At 70.1% G+C, this 21,925-nt stretch carries 20 protein-coding genes and 1 pseudogene; 9 read left to right on the top strand and 12 right to left on the bottom strand.

Going from position 1 to position 21,925, the window contains the following annotated elements; translation table 11 throughout:
- The first annotated feature begins 67 nt into the window (after window positions 1-67).
- The 3 genes from KWI83_RS31635 to KWI83_RS31625 all read left to right on the top strand — a co-directional run bounded on the left by KWI83_RS31635 (window position 68) and on the right by KWI83_RS31625 (window position 5,384).
- Window positions 68-1,138 (top strand): ABC transporter permease, encoded by a 1,071-nt coding sequence (locus tag KWI83_RS31635; protein WP_218517818.1) that lies wholly within the window; start codon window positions 68-70, stop codon window positions 1,136-1,138.
- A 54-nt stretch (window positions 1,139-1,192) separates the two neighbouring features.
- Window positions 1,193-1,876 (top strand): ABC transporter ATP-binding protein, encoded by a 684-nt coding sequence (locus tag KWI83_RS31630; protein WP_218517817.1) that lies wholly within the window; start codon window positions 1,193-1,195, stop codon window positions 1,874-1,876.
- 211 nt (window positions 1,877-2,087) lie between these two features.
- Window positions 2,088-5,384, top strand: a complete 3,297-nt coding sequence (locus tag KWI83_RS31625) for a S8 family peptidase (RefSeq protein WP_218517816.1) — start codon at window positions 2,088-2,090, stop codon at window positions 5,382-5,384.
- A gap of 132 nt (window positions 5,385-5,516) precedes the next feature.
- On the opposite strand, the gene KWI83_RS31620 is transcribed toward KWI83_RS31625, so the two are convergent.
- Window positions 5,517-6,560, bottom strand: coding sequence for an NAD(P)-dependent alcohol dehydrogenase (locus tag KWI83_RS31620; protein ID WP_218517815.1), 1,044 nt, complete (start codon window positions 6,558-6,560; stop codon window positions 5,517-5,519).
- A 181-nt stretch (window positions 6,561-6,741) separates the two neighbouring features.
- Here KWI83_RS31620 and KWI83_RS31615 point away from each other — a divergent pair, with 181 nt between their 5' ends.
- On the top strand, window positions 6,742-7,692 hold the full coding sequence (locus KWI83_RS31615; RefSeq protein WP_218517814.1) for a helix-turn-helix transcriptional regulator: 951 nt from the start codon (window positions 6,742-6,744) through the stop codon (window positions 7,690-7,692).
- 43 nt (window positions 7,693-7,735) lie between these two features.
- On the opposite strand, the gene KWI83_RS31610 is transcribed toward KWI83_RS31615, so the two are convergent.
- Window positions 7,736-8,962 carry an FG-GAP-like repeat-containing protein gene (locus tag KWI83_RS31610; protein WP_218517813.1) on the bottom strand — a complete coding sequence of 409 codons (1,227 nt, stop codon included), beginning with the start codon at window positions 8,960-8,962 and terminating at the stop codon, window positions 7,736-7,738.
- A 248-nt stretch (window positions 8,963-9,210) separates the two neighbouring features.
- Window positions 9,211-9,504 (bottom strand): hypothetical protein, encoded by a 294-nt coding sequence (locus tag KWI83_RS31605; protein ID WP_218517812.1) that lies wholly within the window; start codon window positions 9,502-9,504, stop codon window positions 9,211-9,213.
- 247 nt (window positions 9,505-9,751) lie between these two features.
- Between KWI83_RS31605 and KWI83_RS31600 the strand changes: the two genes are divergently transcribed.
- Window positions 9,752-10,432 carry a hypothetical protein gene (locus KWI83_RS31600; RefSeq protein WP_218517811.1) on the top strand — a complete coding sequence of 227 codons (681 nt, stop codon included), beginning with the start codon at window positions 9,752-9,754 and terminating at the stop codon, window positions 10,430-10,432.
- A gap of 2 nt (window positions 10,433-10,434) precedes the next feature.
- Here KWI83_RS31600 and KWI83_RS31595 read toward each other — a convergent pair whose 3' ends face one another.
- The 5 genes and pseudogenes from KWI83_RS31595 to KWI83_RS31575 form a co-directional block, all read right to left on the bottom strand.
- On the bottom strand, window positions 10,435-11,550 hold the full coding sequence (locus KWI83_RS31595; RefSeq protein ID WP_218517810.1) for an AI-2E family transporter: 1,116 nt from the start codon (window positions 11,548-11,550) through the stop codon (window positions 10,435-10,437).
- 69 nt (window positions 11,551-11,619) lie between these two features.
- Window positions 11,620-11,811, bottom strand: coding sequence for a hypothetical protein (locus KWI83_RS31590; RefSeq protein ID WP_308122290.1), 192 nt, complete (start codon window positions 11,809-11,811; stop codon window positions 11,620-11,622).
- Between the two features lie 76 nt (window positions 11,812-11,887).
- Window positions 11,888-12,243 (bottom strand): annotated as a pseudogene (locus KWI83_RS31585) (DUF6247 family protein).
- Window positions 12,244-12,431: 188 nt separating this feature from the next.
- The gene (gene msrA, locus KWI83_RS31580; protein ID WP_218517809.1) at window positions 12,432-13,109 is read right to left on the bottom strand and encodes a peptide-methionine (S)-S-oxide reductase MsrA; all 678 of its coding nucleotides are present in this window, start codon (window positions 13,107-13,109) and stop codon (window positions 12,432-12,434) included.
- 442 nt (window positions 13,110-13,551) lie between these two features.
- Window positions 13,552-14,670, bottom strand: coding sequence for a hypothetical protein (locus tag KWI83_RS31575; RefSeq protein WP_218517808.1), 1,119 nt, complete (start codon window positions 14,668-14,670; stop codon window positions 13,552-13,554).
- 221 nt (window positions 14,671-14,891) lie between these two features.
- On the opposite strand from KWI83_RS31575, the gene KWI83_RS31570 reads away from it, so the two are divergent.
- A complete protein-coding gene (locus KWI83_RS31570; RefSeq protein ID WP_218517807.1) occupies window positions 14,892-16,046 on the top strand; it encodes a cystathionine gamma-synthase in 1,155 nt (384 codons plus the stop codon).
- 7 nt (window positions 16,047-16,053) lie between these two features.
- Here the strand turns inward: KWI83_RS31570 and KWI83_RS31565 are convergent, their stop codons facing one another.
- The 3 genes from KWI83_RS31565 to KWI83_RS31555 all read right to left on the bottom strand — a co-directional run bounded on the left by KWI83_RS31565 (window position 16,054) and on the right by KWI83_RS31555 (window position 17,710).
- Window positions 16,054-16,302: a hypothetical protein gene (locus tag KWI83_RS31565; protein WP_218517806.1), complete on the bottom strand. Its 249-nt coding sequence runs from the start codon at window positions 16,300-16,302 to the stop codon at window positions 16,054-16,056.
- A gap of 13 nt (window positions 16,303-16,315) precedes the next feature.
- Window positions 16,316-16,819, bottom strand: a complete 504-nt coding sequence (locus KWI83_RS31560; protein ID WP_218517805.1) for a sigma factor-like helix-turn-helix DNA-binding protein — start codon at window positions 16,817-16,819, stop codon at window positions 16,316-16,318.
- Between the two features lie 384 nt (window positions 16,820-17,203).
- Window positions 17,204-17,710: a MarR family winged helix-turn-helix transcriptional regulator gene (locus KWI83_RS31555; protein WP_218517804.1), complete on the bottom strand. Its 507-nt coding sequence runs from the start codon at window positions 17,708-17,710 to the stop codon at window positions 17,204-17,206.
- 161 nt (window positions 17,711-17,871) lie between these two features.
- Here KWI83_RS31555 and ilvA point away from each other — a divergent pair, with 161 nt between their 5' ends.
- From ilvA to KWI83_RS31540, 3 genes are all read left to right on the top strand, one after another.
- On the top strand, window positions 17,872-19,101 hold the full coding sequence (ilvA, locus tag KWI83_RS31550) for a threonine ammonia-lyase (RefSeq protein WP_218517803.1): 1,230 nt from the start codon (window positions 17,872-17,874) through the stop codon (window positions 19,099-19,101).
- 206 nt (window positions 19,102-19,307) lie between these two features.
- A complete protein-coding gene (locus KWI83_RS31545) occupies window positions 19,308-20,324 on the top strand; it encodes an ATP-binding cassette domain-containing protein (RefSeq protein WP_218517802.1) in 1,017 nt (338 codons plus the stop codon).
- A complete protein-coding gene (locus tag KWI83_RS31540) occupies window positions 20,321-21,166 on the top strand; it encodes an ABC transporter permease (protein ID WP_218517801.1) in 846 nt (281 codons plus the stop codon). The genes KWI83_RS31545 and KWI83_RS31540 overlap by 4 nt, the downstream gene beginning before the upstream one ends.
- Before the next feature lie 132 nt (window positions 21,167-21,298).
- Here KWI83_RS31540 and greA read toward each other — a convergent pair whose 3' ends face one another.
- A complete protein-coding gene (gene greA / locus KWI83_RS31535) occupies window positions 21,299-21,799 on the bottom strand; it encodes a transcription elongation factor GreA (protein ID WP_218517800.1) in 501 nt (166 codons plus the stop codon).
- Window positions 21,800-21,925 lie beyond the last annotated feature (126 nt).

Here is a 21,925-nt window from a genome sequence, read left to right as displayed (position 1 = left end):
ATCCTTCTCATCCTCCTCTTATCCCCGCCTTATTCCGTCATCACGGTGCGTCCCTGGCTTGCGGCGCATGTTCTTCACCTACCTGAGGCGCGAACTGCGCCGCCGCAGAAAGGCGGCCCTCGTCGTCGCCTCCGGCCTCGCGCTGGGTATCGCGCTGGTCATCGTCGTCAACTCCGTGTCCTCCGGCATGGGGCAGGCACAGGACAAGGTCCTGCAGTCGCTGTACGGCCTCGGCACCGACATGACCGTCACCAAGGCCGCCGACTCCCAGGAGGAGGGGCAGGCGCAGGGGCCGCAGTTCCGGTTCGGCGCGCGGGACAGCGGCTCCGACGAGGAACAGAGCAGCGACCGGGTGATGGTCCAGGGCTTTGAGACCCTGGCGAGCTCGACCGTGGCGGAGGTCGGCGCGCAGGACGGCGTCTCGAACGCGGTGGGCGGGCTGAGCCTGCAGGTCATCAAGGTCAGCGGCCAGTTCACCCGCGGCCAGTTCCAGCAAGGGGGCGGCGGTGACGCCGACGGCGGCCAGCCGTCCGGCCGGCCGGACGAGGGCCGGGTCCAGGGCGGCGGCGCGGACTCCGCCGATCTCGCGGACACCGTCTCCGGCTCCCTGTCCACCGCCTCCGACCTCGCCACCAGCGTCGGCAAGTGGCTGTCGATCGTGGTACTGGCGGCCGCGTTCCTGGTCGCCGGGCTGCTCACGTCCGCCGCGGTGTCCCGGCGGGTGCGGGAGTTCGGCACGCTGAAGGCGCTGGGCTGGCGGTCGGGGCGGGTGACCCGGCAGGTGGTCGGGGAGGCCGTCGTCAACGGGCTGGTCGGCGGTGTGCTCGGGATCGCGCTGGGGCTGGCGGGGGCGTACGTCGTCACCGCGATCAGCCCCACGTTGCAGGCCGAACTCGGCGGCGGTGGCGGGACGAACGGTCCCGGCGGCGGTGGGTTCGGCGGCGGTGGGTTCGGCGGCGGTCCCGGCCGGCAGGCCGCGGCCCGCACGCTCGACGTCGCCCTCACGGCCCCGGTCAGCGTGACGACCATCGCCCTCGCGGTCGGGCCGGCCGTGACCGGTGGGCTCGTCGCGGGCGCCTTCGGCGGGTGGCGGGCGTCGCGCCTGCGGCCCGCGGACGCGTTGCGGCGCGTGGAGTAGTCCCGCTCCTGCACATCGGCCAACACCCCAACGCATCCCAGGAGTCGCACCACCATGTACGAACTCACAGGCGTCACCAAGCACTACAGCCGAGGCAAGGACACCGTGCACGCGCTGGACGGCGTCGACCTCACCATCGCCGACGGCGACCGGCTGGTCATCCAGGGCCCCACCGGCGGCGGCAAGTCGACGCTGCTGCAGATGCTCGGCGGACTCGACCGGCCCACCTCCGGTGAGGTCGTCCTCGACGGGACCGACCTGGCCCGGCTGCCCGAGGCCCGGCTCACCCGGGTGCGCAGCGAGAACATCGGCTTCGTCTTCCAGAGCTTCAACCTCATCCCGACGCTCACCGCCCAGGAGAACGTCGAGACCGCCCTCGTACCCCTCGGCATCAAGGCCGGGGAACGGCGTGAACGGGCCGCCGAGGCGCTGCGGTCGGTCGGGCTCGGTGAGCGGCTCCGGCATCTGCCCGGGGAGATGTCCGGCGGTCAGCAGCAGCGGGTCGCCATCGCACGGGCGCTGGTGAAGCAGCCGAAGGTGCTGCTGGCCGACGAACCCACCGGAAACCTCGACGAGTCGATGCGCGACGAGATCATGGACGTACTCGAACGCATGTGGAAGGAGCTGGGGTTGACCTTCGTCATGGTCACCCATGACTCCGCCGTCGCGAGGCGGGCCCCGCGGCTGGCGACGATCCGCAAGGGGCGGATCTCGGTGAAGGAGAACGCCAACTCATAGGGCCCTCCGCCTTCTTGGCCAACTCCTGTTCACGGACATATCGTCTTTCTGGCCAACTCGTGACGGACCGATCTATTGAGGTCGCTGATCACCCCCCGGCATACTGCGTGATTCCGGGGGGTGCACGCGCATGTGTGCGGAACCGCCCCCGGCCGGGTGAACGGGGAATTCGCCCGGTTCCTCAACTCCAGGGGGAGTTTTGCGCACACAAGTGAAGAGAGCCGGCGCCGCGGCGGTCGCCACCGCGGCCGCCGTCGCCCTCGCCGCGGGACTGACCAGCCCGGCGAGCGCGAAGCCGGAACAGAGCCCGAACGGCCCTGCCAAGCTCACGTCTCACCACCGCATCACCCTGATCACCGGAGACCGGGTCTCCGTGGACGCCAAGGGGCGGGTCGTCGGCGTGGACCGGGCCGAGGGCCGCGAGCACATACCCGTACAGATCCGCAAGGCCCACGGCCACACGCTCGTGATACCCGCCGACGCGGCCCGCCTGGTCGCCACCGGCAAGCTGGACCAGCGGCTGTTCGACATCACCGAACTGAACAAGTCCGCGACCCGCAAGGCCCAGAAGAACGGCCTGAAGGTCATCGTCGGCTACAAAGGCGCCGCCACCGCCGCCAAGGCCGACGTCCGCGACGCGGGCACCCTGCGCCGCAGCCTGAAGACCCTGAACGCGGACGCCGTGCAGACCACGCCCAAGGACACGCCCGAGCTGTGGGACGCGGTCACCAACGGCGACAAGACCGTCTCCGGCATCGCGCACGTCTGGCTCGACGGGGTCCGCAAGGCCACCCTCGACAAGTCCGTGCCGCAGATCGGCGCCCCCAAGGCCTGGGCCGCCGGCTACAACGGCAAGGGCGTGAAGATCGCCGTCCTCGACACCGGCGTGGACGCCACGCACCCCGACCTCAAGTCGCAGGTGAAGGCGTCGAAGAACTTCACCACCGCGGCCGACGCCACCGACAAGCAGGGCCACGGCACCCACGTCGCCTCCATCGCGGCCGGCACCGGCGCGAAGTCCGGCGGCAAGTTCAAGGGCGTGGCGCCCGGCGCCGAGATCCTCAACGGCAAGGTCCTCGACGACAGCGGCTTCGGCGACGACTCCGGCATCCTGGCCGGCATGGAGTGGGCGGCCGAACAGGGCGCCGACGTCGTCAACCTCAGCCTCGGCGGCATGGACACCCCGGAGATCGACCCGCTGGAGGCGGCCGTCAACCGGCTCTCCGCCGACAAGGGCATCCTCTTCGCCATCGCGGCCGGCAACTCCGGCCCGGAGTCCATCGGTTCGCCGGGCAGCGCGGAGGCCGCGCTCACCGTCGGCGCCGTGGACGACAAGGACACGCTGGCCGACTTCTCCAGCACCGGCCCGCGCATCGGCGACGGCGCCATCAAGCCGGACGTCACCGCACCCGGCGTCGACTCCACCGCGGCCGCCGCCAAGGGCAGCGCCATCGCCCAGGAGGTCGGCGAGAGCCCGGCCGGGTACCTGACCATCTCGGGTACGTCGATGGCGACGCCGCATGTCGCGGGCGCCGCGGCGATCCTCAAGCAGCAGCACCCGGACTGGACGTACGCCGAACTCAAGGGCGCGCTGACGGCGTCCACCAAGGGCGGCGCCTACACGCCGTTCCAGCAGGGCTCGGGCCGCATCCAGGTCGACAAGGCCATCAAGCAGACCGTGATCGCCGACCCGGTCTCGGTGAGCTTCGGCGTCCAGCAGTGGCCGCACACCGACGACACCCCGGTCACCAAGCAGCTGACGTACCGCAACCTCGGCACCACCGACGTCACGCTGGACCTGAAGATCACCGCCACCAACCCCAAGGGCCAGGCGGCCCCGGCGGGCTTCTTCAAGCTCGGCGCGACCAAGGTGACCGTCCCGGCGGGCGGCAGGGCCTCCGTCGACATGACCGTCAACACCAGGCTGGGCGGCACCGTCGACGGCGCGTACTCCGCGTACGTGACCGCGACGGGCGGCGGGCAGAGCGTCCGTACGGCCGCCGCGGTGCAGCGCGAGGTGGAGTCGTACGACGTCACGGTCAAGCACATCGGCCGGGACGGGAAGGGTACGGACGACTACAACACCGCGCTGCTCGGCTACTTGGGCCTGGGCAACGGCCGCGCCTACCAGGTGCCGGTCGCCGCGTCCGGCACCACCACCCTGCGCGTGCCGAAGGGCACCTACCTGCTGGACGCCTGGATCGCCAAGGACTTCGTCGACCTGAAGGGCGGCCTCGACTGGCTGGTCCAGCCGCGGCTGACCGTCACCAAGAACACCTCGGTGACGATCGACGCCCGTAGGACCAAGTCCGCCACCATCACCGTCCCGGACGCCGCGGCCAAGCCGCGGTCCGCGATGATCTCCTACTTCCTGGAGAGCACGGGCTTCGGCTTCGGCTTCGCCGCCGGTTCCTTCGCCGACCTGCGGATGGCCCACCTGGGCGGCGAGATCGCGAGCGGCCTCAGCCAGACCTGGGGCGGCCAGTGGACGAAGGGCGCCGCCACCGAGTACGACGTGGCGACCACCGCCAACGTCAAGAAGATCCAGGGCGACAAGGTCCGGCGGTTCGGCAAGAGCGAACTCGCCACGGTGAAGGGCAACCTCGGGGCCTCCTCCTCCGGCAAGACCGGCGCCCTCGTCCCCGTCGGCCTCTTCCCCGCCGACTTCTACGTCGGCGAGCCCGTCGAGCAGAAGCTGCCCGGCAGCCGCACGGTGTACCTGTCGACGTCCCAGGGCATCGAGTGGCTGTTCGACTTCGAGCAGTACGGCGGCAAGGACGCCCAGGGCAACCCGATCCCGGAGGCCTACTACACGCTCGGCAACCCGCTGACGCTCAAGGCAGGCAAGTCGTACACGCAGACCTTCAACAAGGCGGTCTTCGGTCCGACGCTGAACAGCGAGTTCGGTCTGTACCGCGAGGGCAACGACATCTACGGCTATCTGCCGCTGGTCGCCGACGGCTCCAGGCACCCGGGCTCGTCGCTGTTCACCTCGGTGAACACGACCCTGTACCGCAACGGCACCAAGGTCGGCTCCCACGACGACCCGCTGTTCGGCGAGAAGGCGTTCAGGGTGCCGTCCGGCGACGCCGAGTACCGGCTGACCACCTCGGTGAAGCGGAGCGTCAAGGTCGCGGCGGCGGCCACGCGGATCGACGCGAGCTGGACGTTCCGCTCCAAGAAGCCGACCACCGACATGGCCAAGCTCCCCGCGTCCACCGTGCGGTTCAACGCGCTGACCAGCCTGGACAGCCGCGTCACGGCCGGCCGCACGGCCACCTTCCCGGTCGTCGTCGAGGGCGCGGCCAAGGGCAGCAACCTCAAGTCGCTGGGTGTGTGGGTGTCGTACGACTACGGCCAGACCTGGAAGAAGGTCACCGTCAAGAAGGGCAAGATCACCGTCAAGAACCCGGCCAAGGGCAAGGGGATCTCGTTCCACGCGAAGATCACCGACAAGAAGAACAACAAGTCGACGATCTCGATCTACAACGCGTACTACGGCAAGTGATCGATTGTCGCGTGTGTTCGGCGGCGTGCTGCTGAACCCGTGCACGAAAGCCCGCCGGAAGCTCTGCTTCCGGCGGGCTTTTCCCTGCTCGGCTGCCTCCTGCCGCTGGGCCGCCGTACAGCGAGTGAACGATCAGATCGTGGCCGTGTCGATCACGAACCGGTACCGGACGTCACTCGCCAGCACCCGCTCGTACGCCTCGTTGATCTGGTCCGCGCGGATCAACTCGATCTCGGCGCCGAAACGGTGCTCGGCGCAGAAGTCCAGCATCTCCTGGGTCTCGGCGATGCCGCCGATGGCGGAACCGGCGAGCGTCTTGCGGCCCATGATCAGGGGGAAGAGGTTCAGCGAGATCGGCTCCTCGGGCGCGCCCACGTTCACCAGCGCGCCGTCGGTCTTCAGCAGGCCCAGGTAGGCGCCGAAGTCCAGCGCCGCCGAGACCGTCGACACGATGAGGTCGAAAGTGCCCGCCAGTTCCTCGAAGGTCTTCGGGTCGCTGGTGGCGTAGTAGTGGTCGGCGCCCAGCTTCAGCCCGTCCTCCTTCTTGCGCAGGGACTGGGAGAGGACGGTGACCTCGGCACCCAGGTGGTGCGCGATCTTCACGGCCATGTGGCCGAGACCGCCCATGCCGAGGACGGCGACCTTCTTGCCGGGGCCGACCTTCCAGTGCTTCAGCGGGGAGTACGTGGTGATACCGGCGCACAGCAGCGGCGCGGCCTCGTCCAGGGACAGGCCCTCGGGGATGCGCACGACGTAGTTCTCGTCGACGACGATCTTCTGCGAGTAACCGCCGTAGGTCGGCTCACCGTTCTTGTCCAGCGCGTTGTACGTGCCGACCATGCCGGTGCCGGTGCAGTACTGCTCCTGACCGGCCTTGCAGTTGTCGCACTCACGGCAGGAGTCGACCATGCAGCCGACGCCCACCCGGTCCCCGACGGCGAACTGGGTGACGCCGGACCCGACCTCGGCGACGACACCGGCGATCTCATGGCCGGGCACCATCGGGAAGATGGCCTCGCCCCAGCCCTCCCGGGCCTGGTGAATGTCGGAGTGACAGATTCCGGCGTACTTGATGTCGATCAGGACATCGAACTCACCGACCTCCCGCCGCTCGATCGTGGTCCGCTCCAGCGGAGCCTTGGCGGCGGGGGCGGCGTATGCGGTGACAGTGGTCATGCCGGGGGTCTCCTAGCGATGTGATCGCGCCCGGCTGCCTTCGTGACCGGGCACATCATCCAGGCTGCCGCCGGATCGCCCATCCACCCAGGTCACGGCTTTGCGTACGTCTGCTGTGCCTACCACTGGCGGGGACAGGTTGAGGGGCGTACGACCATGAACAGCCATGAATACTGGACGTATGGATGAACAGCCCATGTCCGTGCCGGAGCCCGGCGGCGGACAGGCCGTGCCCGTGCCGGAGCCCGGCGGCGGCCTGGACCGGCGCGCCGAGCTGAGCGAGTTCCTGCGCAGCCGGAGGGCCCGGCTGAAGCCGGAGGACGTGGGGCTGCCCGACTACGGGCGGCACCGCAGGGTTCCGGGGCTGCGTCGCGAGGAGCTGGCACAGCTGGCCGGGGTGTCGGTGGCGTACTACACGCGGCTGGAGCAGGGCAACGGGCGGAACGTGTCGGCGGAGGTGCTGGACGCGATCGCGCGGGCGCTACGGCTGACCGACGCCGAGCACGCCCACCTCACGCACCTGGCCAAGCCCAAGCAGCACAAGAAGAAGCCCGCGGCACGCAACCAGCCGGTGCGGGGCGCGCTGCGGCAGCTGCTGGACATGTTCGACGGCGTCCCCGCGTACCTCGTGGGCCGTCGTTCGGACATCCTGGCCTGGAACCGCATGGCCGCGGCCGTCTTCGGCGACTGGGCGGAGCTGCCGACGGAGCAGCGGAACTGGGCGCGGCTGGTGTTCCTGAAGCCGGAGTACCGCGAGCTGTTCGTGGACTGGGACCAGAAGGCGTCCGACATCGTCGCCTTTCTGCGCATGGACGCCGGCTGCCACCCGGACGACCCGCGCCTGTCGGCCCTGGTGGGGGAACTCTCCGTCAAGAGTGCGGAGTTCCGGCGGCTGTGGGCCACCCACGACGTGAAGGAGAAGAGCCACGGCGTCAAGCGGTTCCAGCACCCGCTCGTCGGTGAACTGTCCCTGTCCTTCGAGACGTTCCGCCTGGTCGACGACGCCGAGCAGTCCCTGATCACGTACCACGCGGAGCCGGGCTCCCCGTCCGCGGAGGCACTGCGCCTGCTGGCCAGCTGGGGCCGGGACGCGACCCGGGCCGGGACGGGGTCTTCGACGTCGTCGAACTGAGCCGGCGGCAGCCGGCCGAGGGCTGGCAGCAGCCGGCCAAGGGCTAGAAGACGCCGTTCAGGCCCCACCACTCGCCGTCGGTCCGTTCGCCGGGCAGCAGGCCGCCACCGGTGTCCCGGCCCCGGTAGGTGACCAGCCAGCCCGGGTGGCCCCGGTAGCCGTCGATCACGTACTTCTCGTTGGTCACCGTGGCGAGGTCGGGGCGTCCGTCGCCGGAGAAGTCTCCCACCGCGATGAGGTTCGCCATGGCGTTCCAGCCGCCCGAGCCGATGAGCTTGCGGGCGCCGAGCCTGGCGGTGGAGGTGCCCGGGTAGAGCCACAGCTTGCCGGTGGACGCCTCCCGCGCGTACAGGTCGGGACGGCCGTCACCGGTCGCGTCGCCGATGCCGACGAGGGCGTTCATGCTGTTCCAGCCGCCCGAGCCGATGAGCTTGCGGGCGCCGAGCCTGGCGGTGGAGGTGCCCGGGTAGAGCCACAGCTTGCCCGTGGCCTTCTCGACCGCGATCAGGTCGGAGCGGCTGTCGCCGGTGAGGTCGCCGAAGGCGGTGATCTTGGTCATGGCGTTCCAGCCGCTCGCACCGAGCAGCTTGCGGGCGCCGAGGGAGCCGGTGCCGGTTCCGGGGTAGAGCCACAGCTTGCCGGTGGACGCCTCGCGGGCGAGGAGGTCCTCCCGGCCGTCACGGCTGAAGTCGCCGTGCCGGGTGAGGGCGTTCATGCTGTTCCAGCCGCCCGTGCCGATGAGCTTGCCGGTGCCGTTGCCCGGCGCGAGCCAGAGCCGTCCGGCCTCGTCCCGGGCGATCACGTCGGCCTTGCGGTCGCCGTTCATGTCCCCGAACCCCTGCGCCTTCGGGGAGGTCTCGGAGTACCAGCGCGGGTAGGCGGTCTGGCTGCACTCCCGCTCGGTACGGACGAACTTGATCGAGCTGGTGGTCGCGACCGGATACCCACTGTACTCGCCGGGCGTGTTCGGCTCCTGGGCCCAGTAGCCGCCCCACGGCTCGTAGTTCTTGTCCTCGTAGACGCAGGCGATCGACTTCGTACGGTTGACGTACGAGCGGATCTTGTTGTCCCAGCTGCCCAGGTCCGCGACGCTCTTGTTCGTCTTCCACATCGTGCCGTTGGCGCTTCCGCCGGTCCACCCGCAGAAGTAGCCCGCCGGGCAGTCGTACGAACTCGCGGCGGCCGGAACGGCGTTCACGGCGGCCAGGCCGGTGCCGGCGAGCGCGATGCCGACGAGTGTGGCCACGCTCCGGTTGAAACGGTTCTGCATATGCGGTTTTCCCTCCCATTGACGCGCGCCGGAGTCTTGTCCCGAGGGGCCGCCGGTCTCCCGGCCGGGTGCCCTGGGGTGGCGGCGGCGCAGCCAGGTGATCGTAAGGCAGCGACGTGCTGCACCGCACCGAGGATGCGGCAGAGCTGTTGCCGCACCGGGACGGGGCTGACGGGTCCGGCGCCGGTACGCGGGGCCCATCGTGGTCGCGGTGTCAGGCAACTCCGGGCTGACGGACGGGCAGCGGGCTACAGCGAGTCGAACCGGGGCACGATACGGACAACGCTGATCAGCGGGTCACGTGGTGTACCAGGGAGTGGGACAGAAGCGGGACCAGCCGCCAGTTGCGTCCATACGGGGCAGACCGCCCGGTCGGGGGCGCCGTTGCCGAGGTCGCTGACATCGATGCCGGTGCTGGCGAGGTCGACGAGTTGGTCGGCCAGACGTTCCCTGTCCGCCACCACGCGGACGGGGATGCCGCCGATGCCGCCTGCCACGTGGGCGTGGTCGGGATCGTACTCCCAGCCCGAGTCCGTACTCACCGGGCCGGGAGGCCGACGGCTGCGTGGGCTTGGCCCAGGATCCACCCGATCTCAGAGGCGGCCTGTCGTGCTTGGGCGGCATCGCCGGACTCGGCGGCGTCTTCCCAGCGGCGGGGGGCTGCTGCCAGGTCCGGCCGGCGCTGGATGTGGACATGGACGGCCCACTGGGCCATGAGCCCGAACCTGGCGTCGTGGCTTGAGAGTTCGGTCGAGGCACCACTTCAATGGCGTCGTGACCATGGCATCAATGCACGACTCAGAGACCATTGCCGGACGGACCTCACTTCGCGAGGTCATGGCGCAGCTGCGTCGGCACAGGCGGGTCTTCCACTCCGAGGCCGACCTTCAGCACAGTTTCGCGCGGGTGCTCTGGGAGTTGGTGCCGGAGGTGGAGTCCAGGCTCGAGGTCCCGCAGCGGCTGTCGGGCAAGGCCGAGTACCTGGACCTCCTGTGCATCGGGCCGGAAGCTCGCACTGCCATCGAGTTCAAGTACTTCACCCGGAGTTGGACGGGCACGGTCGGCAGTCCAGGCGAGGACTACGCCTTGAAGGCACATGCCGCCACAGACCTCGCTCGCCTGCACTTCGTTCGGGACATAGCCAGGCTGGAGCGCTTCTGCCGTCAGTCCCAGCAGAACGGCCTCGCGCTCATGCTGACCAATGAGGCGTCCTTGTGGACTCCGCCGGGCCCCGGCCGCCGACCTACTCGGGATCACGACTTCAGGATTCACGACGGGCGCGAGCTCGCCGGGACGCTGCTCTGGGCCGAGGGGACATACCAGCCGAACACCTGCAGGCTGCGAGGTGCCTATCCCCTCGTTTGGGAGCAGTACTCCAGGCAGGATGGACCAGGCGGAGAGTTCCGCTATCTGGCGGTGTTTGTCAGCCCGTCGGCCACCGGAGACGGCGACCGAGCCGCACCTGCGTAGTCCTAGGACGGGGCGGCGGCGCAGGTGTCCGACTCGTCGATCCCCGGTTCCTGTGACGGCTCGCGGAGCTGCTCGCGCACATAGTTCCAGATCACCGCGATCAGTGCGGCGATCGGTACTGCGAGCAGACTGCCTACGATGCCGACCAGACTGGCGCCCAACGTCACCGCCAGCAGGACCACGGCCGCATGGAGGCCAAGCCCACGACTTTGGATCATGGGCTGGAACACGTTGCCCTCGAGCTGCTGCACCACGACGATGATGGCCAGCACGATCAGCGCGTCCGTCAGACCGTTGGAGACCAGCGCGATAAGAACCGCGACGAAACCGGCGAACAGGGCGCCAATGATCGGCACGAACGCTGAGACAAAGGTCAGCACCGCCAGCGGGAGCACCAGCGGTACCCCCAGAATCCACAGGCCCAGGCCGATCAGGACGGCGTCGAGCAGGCCGACAGCCGCCTGGGAACGCACGAACGCGCCCAGAGTGTCCCAGCCTCGCGCAGCCACAGCCGGGACGTCGGTGGCGAGCCGACCGGGCAGCTGACGAGCAAGCCACGGCAGGAACCGCGGGCCGTCCTTGAGGAAGAAGAACATCAGGAAGAGGGCCAGGACGGCAGTGACCAAGCCGTTCACCACGGTGCTCACTCCCGTGACGACAGCGCCGACCATGCTGCCGAGGCCCTCTTGGGCGCGGGCGACCGCGGTGTCGAAGGCCTTGGCGATCTGGGCGTCACCGATGTTCAACGGCGGCCCGGCGGCCCACTCGCGCAACCTCTGGATGCCTTCGACTACGCCGTCGGTCAGCTCGTCGGACTGGGATGCCACCGGTACTGCGATCAGCGCCACGACGCCCATGGCGACCAGGAGGAACAGCACGGTTACGACCGACGCGGCGAGCGCGGGTTTCCACCCGTGACGACGCAGGAAACGAGTCAGCGGCCAGGTCAGTGTGGTCAGAAGGAGGCCGACCACGAGAGGCCAGACGACCGACCACATCCGGCCCAAGATCCACAAAGTCACCGCGAGCATCAGGAATATGAGCAGCAATTCCGCGGAGACGCGCGCCGATGTGCGGAGTGCGGCGCGGGCTCTCGTGGAACTCAACGTGGCAGTCACGGAGGCACCCTATTGGTACTCAAGTCACACAGGACACCCGCTGATTTCTCCCTCTCTGCGGGCCGATGGCTACAGCGCGTCGAACGGCGGCACGATGCGGACGGTGATGATCAACGGGTCACGCGGTGCCACCAGAAAGTAGAACCAGCCGCCGGCAGCGTCCATGCGGCGCAGGCCGCCTGGTCGGGGACCGTTGCCGAGGTCGCTGACATCGATGCCCGTACTGGCGAGGTCGACGAGCTGGTCGGCCAGACGTTCCACTTCCGCCACTACATGAGCGGGATGCCGCCCGCCACATGGTCGTGGTCGGGATCGTACTCCCAGCGCCAGCCGGCGCTCACCGGGCCGGAAGACCGATGGCCGCGTGGGCCGCGTCCAGGATCCGCCCGATCTCGGAGGCGGCCTGTCGTGCCTGGGCGGCATCGCCCGACTCGGCGGTGTCTTCCCAGCGGCGGAGGTCTGCTGCCAGGTCCGGCCGGCGCTGGACGTGGACATAGACGGCCCACCGGGCCACGAACCGCTGGAGAGGCGCTAGATCAGAGCCCTGCCGGGACTGGTCGGCCGCCTGGGCCAGCTCCCGAGTGAAAGCAGGTAGTGCGGCGGGCGCGATCTGCCTGATGGCCTGCCGCAGCGCGGCAACCGTGGCTGGGGGCTGAGGGATGAGCGGTTGCCCAGGGCGGCGGAGGTGGTCATGGATGCCCCCATGGGCGCGACTCCGATCCCGTGCGTCAGCGTATCGGGCAGGATCACTTTTTCACCGCTCGAACGGGTGAGGGAGAAGCGAAGAAACAGCTACTCGCTTGCAACGACACATGACTCGTGCCCTGCCCTGATGGCCACCCCTGCGATCGCAACGGCGCAGCCGCCCGGTGTTCGGGGGTCTACTCGGCCGTGGACTGTGGGGCGGGCGCCACGCCGATCGGGCACGACACCCCCGTGCCACCGATTCCGCAGTACCCCGCCGGGTTCTTGTCCAGGTACTGCTGGTGGTACCCCTCCGCCGGATAGAACGGCCGGCCCTCCGCCGGGAGGATCTCCGTCGTGATCCTGCCGTAGCCCGAGCCGGTCAGGACCTTCTGGTACGCCTCGCGGGCGGTCTCCGCGGTCGCGGCCTGCTCCGGGGTGTGGGTGTAGATCGCCGAGCGGTACTGCGTGCCGACGTCGTTGCCCTGGCGGAAGCCCTGCGTCGGGTCGTGGGCCTCCCAGAAGGTCTTCAGGAGGCGGTCGTACGAGATCACCTTCGGGTCGTAGACCACGCGGACGACCTCCGTGTGGCCGGTCAGGCCCGAGCAGACCTCCTCATACGTCGGGTTCTCGGTGTGGCCGCCCTGGTAGCCGACGAGGGTCGTCCACACGCCCGCCGGGAGCTGCCAGAACTTGCGCTCGGCCCCCCAGAAACAGCCGAGGCCGAAGTCGGCGATCTCCAGGCCCTCGGGGTAGGGGCCGAGCAGCGGATTGCCGAGGACGGTGTGGCGGTCGGGGACCGTGAAGGCGGGCTCCGGGCGGCCCTTCAGCGCCTGCTCGGGGGTGGGCAGGGTGGGCGTGCGGCCGAACAGCATGTCGGGGCTCCTTCTTCCCGGGCTTACAACGGGCCTTCCCGGTCTTCACGGGGCAGCACCTGAGGAACGTCCGAGCGCCGCCCCGCATTCCAGCCGTACGTCGGCCGTGGTGCCGGCCACCTGCGCGGACGCGCCGAGCGTGTGGACGCGGCGCGTGTGCGTCCGCAGCAGCCATCCGCGCGGAGGGGCCGAGTGTGCGCACGCAGCGGCCGCCCGCGCGGACGGGCCGCGTGTACGGCAGTGCGGTGGGCGACCAGCCACCGGCGCCTTTAAAGGGTCCTTGCACTATGAGCGTCCGGTCAGGTCGCGTGGTCTGGTGCCGTGCATCGCAAGGCGCCGGAGCGCCCTGGTAGCGGAGCTGCCTGGGCGTTTCGGCAACGCGGCGAGGTGCGGTGCCAGGCCGCGCGACCCGGGCGGGCATAGTGCAAGGACCCCTAAGCCCTCAGCGCGGCAGCGTCGCCGGGCTGCCGCCGTTCGCCTCGTAGCCCGCCACCGCCAGCGCCCGGTAGACCGCGAACTCCGCTGCCGGGTCCGGGGACAGCGTCCAGGGCAGGGCCCCCACATGGCCGTCGATGTGTATCAGCTGGCTCATGGCCTCCGCCCAGCGCTCGGAACGGACCAGGAAGAACACCAGCAGATGACGCACATGCGCCAGCATCGGGTCGTCGGAGCGGGCCGAGTGCACCGCGTGGAGGGCGCCGTGGACCGCCTTGGTCACGACCTCGCTCTGGTAGAAACCGGCGACCAGGTTGACCTCGGGCAGGTGCTCGAACACCGCGAACAGCGGCATCGCCGCCAGCAGCGAGCCCTGCGGCGCGCGGGCCGCCGCGGCCTCCGCGAACTGGGTCGCCAGCTCACGCGAACCGTGCCACTTCTCGCACCAGTAGTGCAGCGCAGCCAGGTGCGCGCCCATGTGGTTCGGCGCGCGGTCCAGGATCTTCAGCCAGAGCTGCTCGAACTCCGCGCGCGGGTAGGCCAGGCCACGGGCCACCGACAGCTCGATGATGTACGGGATCGGGTCACCGGGGGCGAGCAGCGCCGCCTCGCCGCACGCCGCCTTCGCCTCCTCCATGATGATCCGGAACTCGTCCGTGCCGGGCGTCGCCGTCCGCCACGCCTGCTGTACCAGGAACTCGGCGTGCACCGCCGCGCCCCCCGCGTCCTTGGGCGCCTCCGCCCGCCACACGCGCAGCCACTGGCCGCCCGGCGTGTCGCTGACGCCACCCGGCCGCTGCTGCAGCTCCAGCGCCGCGGCACCGGCGAAGGCCTGCACCCGCTGCCAGCGCCGCTCGCCCTCCGACTCCGTACCCGCGAGGAGCTGCGCGGCGGCCCGGTGGTCCTGCGTGCGCTGCACCAGGTCCAGGACGTCCAGCAGGTCCTGGTCGGGACCGGGCATGCGGACGTCGAGCTCCTCCTGCCGTACGAAGCCGTAGTTCGCGGGGTCCGCGGCGTCCGGGTGGCCCGGCTTGACCAGCTCTATCCCCCTGCGCCGCCGCATCACGAACGGACCCAGCACGAAGCCGATCATGAGCAGGCCCATCAGGACCCAGAGAATTTCCATGCCTCAAGCGAACCAGACGCCGCCGACAATTGGCCAACTCCCTCAGCCGGGCCTGTGGACAACTTCGCCGGGCCTGTGGGCAACCGCGACGGAGGTGCGGTGCGTGCCCGCCTCGCGGGGGTGCGAGGAAGCGGGTGACCAGCGACGAACGACCCGCCGACTCCGGAAATACCCCGCCGGGCCCTGCGGCACACCCAGCGGAGCGCTTACGCTCGGTTCCCATGAGCGACAGGCACATCAGTCAGCACTTCGAGACGCTCGCCATCCACGCGGGCAACACGGCCGACCCCCTCACCGGCGCGGTCGTCCCGCCGATCTACCAGGTGTCCACCTACAAGCAGGACGGGGTAGGCGGTCTGCGCGGCGGCTACGAGTACAGCCGCAGCGCCAACCCGACCAGGACCGCCCTGGAGGAGAACCTCGCCGCCCTGGAAGGCGGCCGCCGCGGCCTCGCGTTCGCGTCCGGACTGGCGGCCGAGGACTGCCTGTTGCGTACGCTGCTCAGCCCCGGCGACCACGTGGTCATCCCCAACGACGCGTACGGCGGCACGTTCCGGCTGTTCGCGAAGGTCGTGGCCCGGTGGGGCGTGGAATGGTCGGTCGCCGACACCGGCGACCCCGCGGCCGTACGGGCAGTCATCACCCCGAAGACCAAGGTCGTGTGGGTGGAGACCCCCTCCAACCCGCTGCTCGGCATCACCGACATCGCCGCCGTCGCCCAGGTCGCCCGGGACGCCGGAGCCCGGCTCGTCGTCGACAACACCTTCGCCACGCCGTACCTCCAGCAGCCCCTGTCGCTCGGCGCGGACGTCGTGGTGCACTCCCTGACCAAGTACATGGGCGGCCACTCGGACGTCGTCGGCGGCGCGCTGATCGTCGGCGACGCGGAACTCGGCGAGGAGCTGGCCTTCCACCAGAACGCCATGGGCGCGGTCGCCGGGCCCTTCGACTCCTGGCTGGTGCTGCGGGGCACCAAGACCCTCTCCGTGCGCATGGACCGGCACAGCGAGAACGCCGTCAAGATCGCCGACATGCTCACCCGGCACGCGCGCGTGACGCGTGTGCTGTACCCGGGGCTGCCGGACCACCCCGGCCACGAGGTCGCCGCCAAGCAGATGCGCGCGTTCGGCGGCATGGTCTCCTTCCAGGTCGCGGGCGGCGAGGAGGCGGCCGTCGAGGTCTGCAACCGCGCCCGGGTGTTCACCCTGGGCGAGTCGCTGGGCGGCGTCGAGTCGCTGATCGAGCACCCGGGCCGGATGACGCACGCCTCCGCGGCCGGCTCGGCCCTGGAGGTCCCCGGCGACCTGGTGCGCCTGTCCGTGGGCATCGAGAACGCCGACGACCTGTTGGAGGACCTCCAGCAGGCGCTCGGCTAGCCCGCGGCTACCAGCCGCTGAGCGGTGGAGTCGTCTGCGACGGCGGCTCCACCCACGGCCGCACGGTCAGCGCCCAGACGGTGAACGCCACGGCCGCCGCGCACAGCAGCAGCCAGCCCAGACGCAGAGCGAGGGCCCGGCGCCGCAGCAGACGGTCGCCGAGGCGTACGGCGTCGGCACAGAGGTCCGGCGGCACCCGTGGTGGCGTCTGCTCCATGATCCGCCGTGCGGCGGCCTCCCGGTCGACCCGGCTCACCGCGACCCCCCGATCATGACGCCGCCACCTTCGCGCCCGTCACCGCCGGTGCGGGCGGCCGGGGCGGGTGCAACAGGGTCGCCGTGGCGCGGTCGCAGATCGCGCGGACGCGTTCCGCGGGCAGTCCGAGCAGCGCCGCCGTCTGCTCCTCGGCGACCCCCTCGTACAGCCTGAGCACCAGGACCAGACGCTCCTGCGGGGCGAGGTGCGCGAGCGTGCTGCCGCGGTGCGGGCGGGCCCGGCCGAGTGTGCCGTACTGGTGCCAGGCGCGGTGCGCGAAGCGGACGGCGAGGTACGCGCGCGTGCGGACGTACGGGTCCTCGCCGCGCAGCCGGTCCCAGGAGGCGTACGTGTGGGCCAGGGCCAGCGTCAGCAGGCGCCGCGCGCGCGGGTTGGCGTTCGGGGCCTCGGCGGTGAGCAGCGTGGCCGTGTGCAGCAGCCGCCCCGCCGCCCCGGCGACGAACGCCTCGAACTCCCGGCCCCGGCGGGCACGTTGGGCCGCTTGCCGTTCTCGCACCGCGCCTCCCGCCTGAGGCCGACCTGACGAAGCGGATCCCGTCGACGCACCGGGCGCATCCGGCGTACCGGCTGCGAACCCGCGTACGAGGACCCGGTCTCATATGAGGGCAGGCGCGCCCTTTCGGTCAAGAGCCGCGCATGGTGGGGATGCCCGATTGCAGGGCACGTATTCCGGGGCGCGCCGTCAGGGGCACGCATTCGTCACAGGGGCACGCGTTCAGAGGGCACGCGTTCAGAGGTCACGCAGAGAAACACGCCACCTGGTAGGGCACCCGCCCCGGCCCGGGCACCACGCGCGCGTACACGCCCTGACGCGCGGCACCCCCCGTCTCAGTGAGCCACAGCCCTCAGTAAGCCACAGCCCTCAGTGAGCCAACGCCTCTCAAGAACCCGACGGCGCTTCCGCCCCCGGCATCCCCTGGGCCGCCATCCGGGCCGAGAGAGCGTGATTGAAGCGGGTGAGGAGCGTGCAGAACGCCTCGCGCTCCTCCGGCGCCCAGTCGTGTGTCAGCTCGGCCATCAACTGACGCCTCGACGAGCGCACTTCCTCCAGCCGCGCCGACCCGCGCGGGGACAGCTGCAGCACCACGGCCCGCCCGTCCTCGGGATGCGAGGTCCGCTTGACCAGGCCCGTGTCGACGAGCGGAGCCACCTGCCGGGTGACCGTCGAGGAGTCGATGCCCATGCTCGCGGCGAGCGCCTTGACGCCCATCGGCCCCTCCTTGTCGAGCCGGTTGAGCAGCAGGTACGCGGCGCGGTCCATGGAGTTGCGCACCTGCCCGACCCCGCCGAGCCGGGTCTGTTCGGCACGCCGGGCGAACACCGCCACCTCGTGCTGCAGCGCGTCGAGAAGGCCGGGGTCACCGACGGTCGTCATGTCCATCGACATTTCAGGTGTTGTGGGCATGGCCGGGGGCTCACTTCATGCTGGGTGCTGGGTTGGGGGACAGGGTACGCGGATGGGCGGCAGGGCGTACCGGCGCTGCGCAAACCCGTCTCGGACGTTGGTCACAGCGGCTGTCGCGGCGTGTGAACTGCGAGACTTGAGTCATGAACTACCGCAAGGCCGACCCCTTGCCTCCGGTCACCCTCGACGATGTACGCGGCGCGCAGAAGATGCTCACCGGGGTCGCACGTGTCACCGCGATGGAAGGCAGCAGGTATCTGACCCAGCTGGTGGGTGCCCCGGTCCACCTCAAGTGCGAGAACCTCCAGCGGACCGGCTCCTTCAAGCTGCGCGGCGCCTACGTCCGGATCGCCGGGCTGCTGCCGGAGGAGCGCGCGGCCGGCGTCGTCGCCGCGAGCGCCGGGAACCACGCGCAGGGCGTCGCCCTGGCGTCCTCACTGCTCGGCGTCCACTCCACCGTGTTCATGCCGAAGGGCGCTCCACTGCCGAAGATCAGTGCGACGCGTGACTACGGCGCCGAGGTGCGCCTGCACGGGCAGGTGGTCGACGAGACCCTGGCCGCCGCGCAGCAGTACGCCGCCGAGACCGGCGCCGTGTTCATCCACCCCTTCGACCACCCGGACATCATCGCCGGTCAGGGCACCGTCGGCCTGGAGATCCTGGAGCAGTGCCCGGAGGTGCGCACGATCGTCGTCGGCATCGGCGGCGGCGGACTCGCGGCCGGTATCGCGATCGCGGTGAAGGCGCTGCGGCCCGATGTGCGGATCGTCGGCGTGCAGGCGGCGGGCTCGGCGGCGTACCCGCCGTCGCTGGCGGCGGGCCGACCGGTGTCGATCGAGAACCCGGCGACGATGGCCGACGGGATCAAGGTCGGGCGGCCCGGCGACGTGCCGTTCGCGATCATCGAAAACCTGGTGGACGAGGTCCGTACGGTCAGCGAGGATGAGCTGTCCACCGCGCTGCTGCTCTGCCTGGAGCGGGCGAAGCTGGTCGTGGAGCCGGCCGGGGCGAGTCCGGTGGCGGCGCTGCTGAGCGATCCGGGGGCCTTCGAGGGTCCGGTCGTGGCGGTGCTGTCCGGCGGCAACGTGGATCCGGTGCTGATGCAGCGCGTGCTGCGGCACGGCATGGCGGCGCAGGGCCGCTACCTGGCCGTACGGCTGCGGCTGACGGACCGGCCGGGTGCGCTCGCGACGCTGCTGGGGGTGTTGTCAGTGGTGGACGCTAACGTCCTCGACGTGAGCCATGTGCGGACCGACCCACGGCTCGGGCTCACGGAGGCGGAGGTCGAGCTGCACCTGGAGACGAAGGGCCCGGCGCACTGCGTCGAGGTCGGCGAGGCCCTGCGCAAGGCGGGGTACACCGTCATCGACTGAGCCGCCGGGGCGGCATACGACCGGCAAAGGCCGGGGTCAGGCTCAGGTCAGGTCAAGATCGCGAACCCTTCGTCGCTCGTTCTGGTAAACCCGTTGAGAGACGCGATACATCGCGTTATGGTGTGTCTCGTGGCACCATCCATCAGGCGGAACACATCCCGTAAACCTGATCTTTTGGAAGCATCCCCGACGACGTGGAGACTCATATGCCAGGCGCCATCTATGCCGAAGGCCTGGTCAAGACCTTCGGTGACGTAAGGGCGCTGGACGGCGTCGACCTCGATGTCCCCGAGGGCACGGTCCTCGGCCTGCTCGGGCCGAACGGCGCGGGCAAGACGACGACGGTCCGCTGTCTGACGACCCTGTTGCGCCCCGACAGCGGCCGCGCCGTCGTCGCGGGCATCGACGTAGCCGAACATCCGGACCGGGTGCGGCGCTCCATCGGCCTGTCCGGCCAGTTCGCCGCAGTCGACGAATACCTCACCGGCCGGGAAAACCTTCAGATGGTCGGCCGGCTCTACCAGATGAGCGCGAAGGCCGCGAAGGCCCGCGCGGGCGAGCTGCTCGACCAGTTCAACCTCGCGGACGCCGCAGACCGGCCCGCCAAGACCTACTCCGGAGGCATGCGCCGCCGGCTCGACCTGGCCGCGGCGCTGGTGGTCTCACCGCCCGTGATGTTCATGGACGAGCCGACGACCGGCCTCGACCCGCGCAACCGCCAGCAACTGTGGGACGTCATCAAGCAGCTCGTCTCCAGCGGTACGACGCTGCTGCTCACCACGCAGTATCTGGAAGAGGCCGACCACCTCGCGCACGACATCGCGGTGGTCGACCACGGCCGGGTGATCGCCCGCGGCACCTCCGACCAGCTCAAGGCCCGCACCGGCGGCGAGCGCGTCGAGGTCGTGGTGCACGAGCGCGAGCACATGACGACCGCCGCCGAGGTGCTGGCCGGCTTCGGCAAGGGCGACACCACCGTCGAGGAGCACACCCGCAAGCTCACCGTGCCCGTCACCGGCGGCGCCAAGCTCCTCGCCGAGGTGATCCGCGAGCTGGACACCCGAGGCATCGAGATAGACGACATCGGCCTGCGCCGCCCGACCCTCGACGACGTGTTCCTGTCCCTCACGGGACATGCGGCCGAGGCCAAGGACGAGCAGGACGAGAGCGGCACGCTCGCCGACGCCAGAGGCCGCAAGCGCAAGAAGGAGACCGCCAAGTGAGTGCCGTCACCGACACCGCCCCCCGGGCCGCCCGCCCGCATCCACTCGGCCAGTCCGCCCGGGACTCCCTGGTCGTCGCCAAGCGGAACCTGATCCGAATGTCCCGGATCCCCGAGATGATCATTTTTGGGCTGTTCCAGCCCATCATGTTCGTGGTGCTGTTCAGTTATGTGTTCGGCGGCTCCATGAACATCGGCGGCACCACGGACCCCGCCGTCTACCGCGAGTTCCTGATGGCGGGCATCTTCGCCCAGACCGTGACCTTCGCCACGGCCGGCGCGGGCGCGGGCATCGCCGAGGACATGCACAAGGGGCTGGTCGACCGTTTCCGCTCGCTGCCCATGGCCCGCGGGGCGGTGCTGACCGGGCGCACCCTCGCCGACCTGGTGCAGACGGCGCTCACCCTGCTGGTGCTCGCGATAGTCGCCCTGCTGGTCGGCTGGCGCACCCACACCAACGTCGGCGAGGTGCTCGGCGCGTTCGGGCTGCTGCTTCTGATGGGGTACGCGTTCACCTGGATCGGCGCGTTGATCGGGCTGTCCGTGCGGACGCCCGAGGCGGCCACGTCCGGCGGGCTGGTCTGGCTCTTCCCGGTCACCTTCGTGTCGAACGCGTTCGTGGACTCCAGCCAGATGACGCCCTGGCTGCGGCACATCGCCGAGTGGAACCCGTTCAGCGCCACGGTCCAGGCCTGCCGAGAGCTCTTCGGCAACCCCGGGGTCTCCAACTCAGGGGCCTGGCCCATGGAGCACCCCGTCTGGGCATCACTGATCTACTCGGCGCTGATCATCCTCATATTCCGGACCCTGGCGGTGCGGAAGTACCGCTCGGCGACGGCGTGAGGCACCCGTGCCCGTGCCCGGCGTGGTGACCTGAGCATGGCGAAGCCCCCGGCGTCGCGTGGACGCCGGGGGCTGTCGACAACGGGCGGGCCGAGGTCGGTGCCGCAGCGGCTCATCGCCGCGCCCGCGGGGTCAGCCGCTGTACGGCTCGGCCTTCAGGATCTTCACCGAGGCCTTCTTGCCGTTCGGCAGCTCGTACTCCGCCTCCTCGCCGACCTTGTGTCCGATCACGCCGGTCCCCAGCGGGGACTGCGGCGAGTAGGTCTCGATGTCGGCGCTCGCGTACTCGCGCGAGGCGAGCAGGAACGTCAGCGTGTCGTCCTCGTCACCGTCGAAGGCGATCGTCACGACCATGCCGGGCGCCACCTCGCCCTCCGCCGATGCCGGCGCCTCGCCGACCTTGGCGTTCTCCAGGAGCTGGGTCAGCTGGCGCACGCGAAGCTCCTGCTTGCCCTGCTCCTCCTTGGCCGCGTGGTACCCGCCGTTCTCGCGCAGGTCGCCCTCCTCGCGCGCGGCCGCGATCTTGGCGGCGATCTCCGTGCGCGCAGGACCAGTAAGGTACTCAAGCTCGTCCTTGAGCTTGTTGTACGCCTCCTGGGTCAGCCAGGTGACGTTCTCGCTGGTCTGGGTCACAGGTGCTCCTCGTCGGTACTGGGAATACAAAGCATCGCCCTACCCAGAAGAATGTTCCTTCACGAGTGGGCGAAACCACGAGCCTAACAATTCAGCGGCGGAAGGGGGAGGACATTAGTGCCCAAA

It is taken from the genome of Streptomyces sp. TRM70350, assembly GCF_019219825.1.
In the GTDB taxonomy this organism is placed as follows: Bacteria; Actinomycetota; Actinomycetes; order Streptomycetales; family Streptomycetaceae; genus Streptomyces.
The sequence above is the reverse complement of the archived record's forward strand: the minus strand, read 5'-3'. Positions and strand labels throughout refer to the sequence as shown.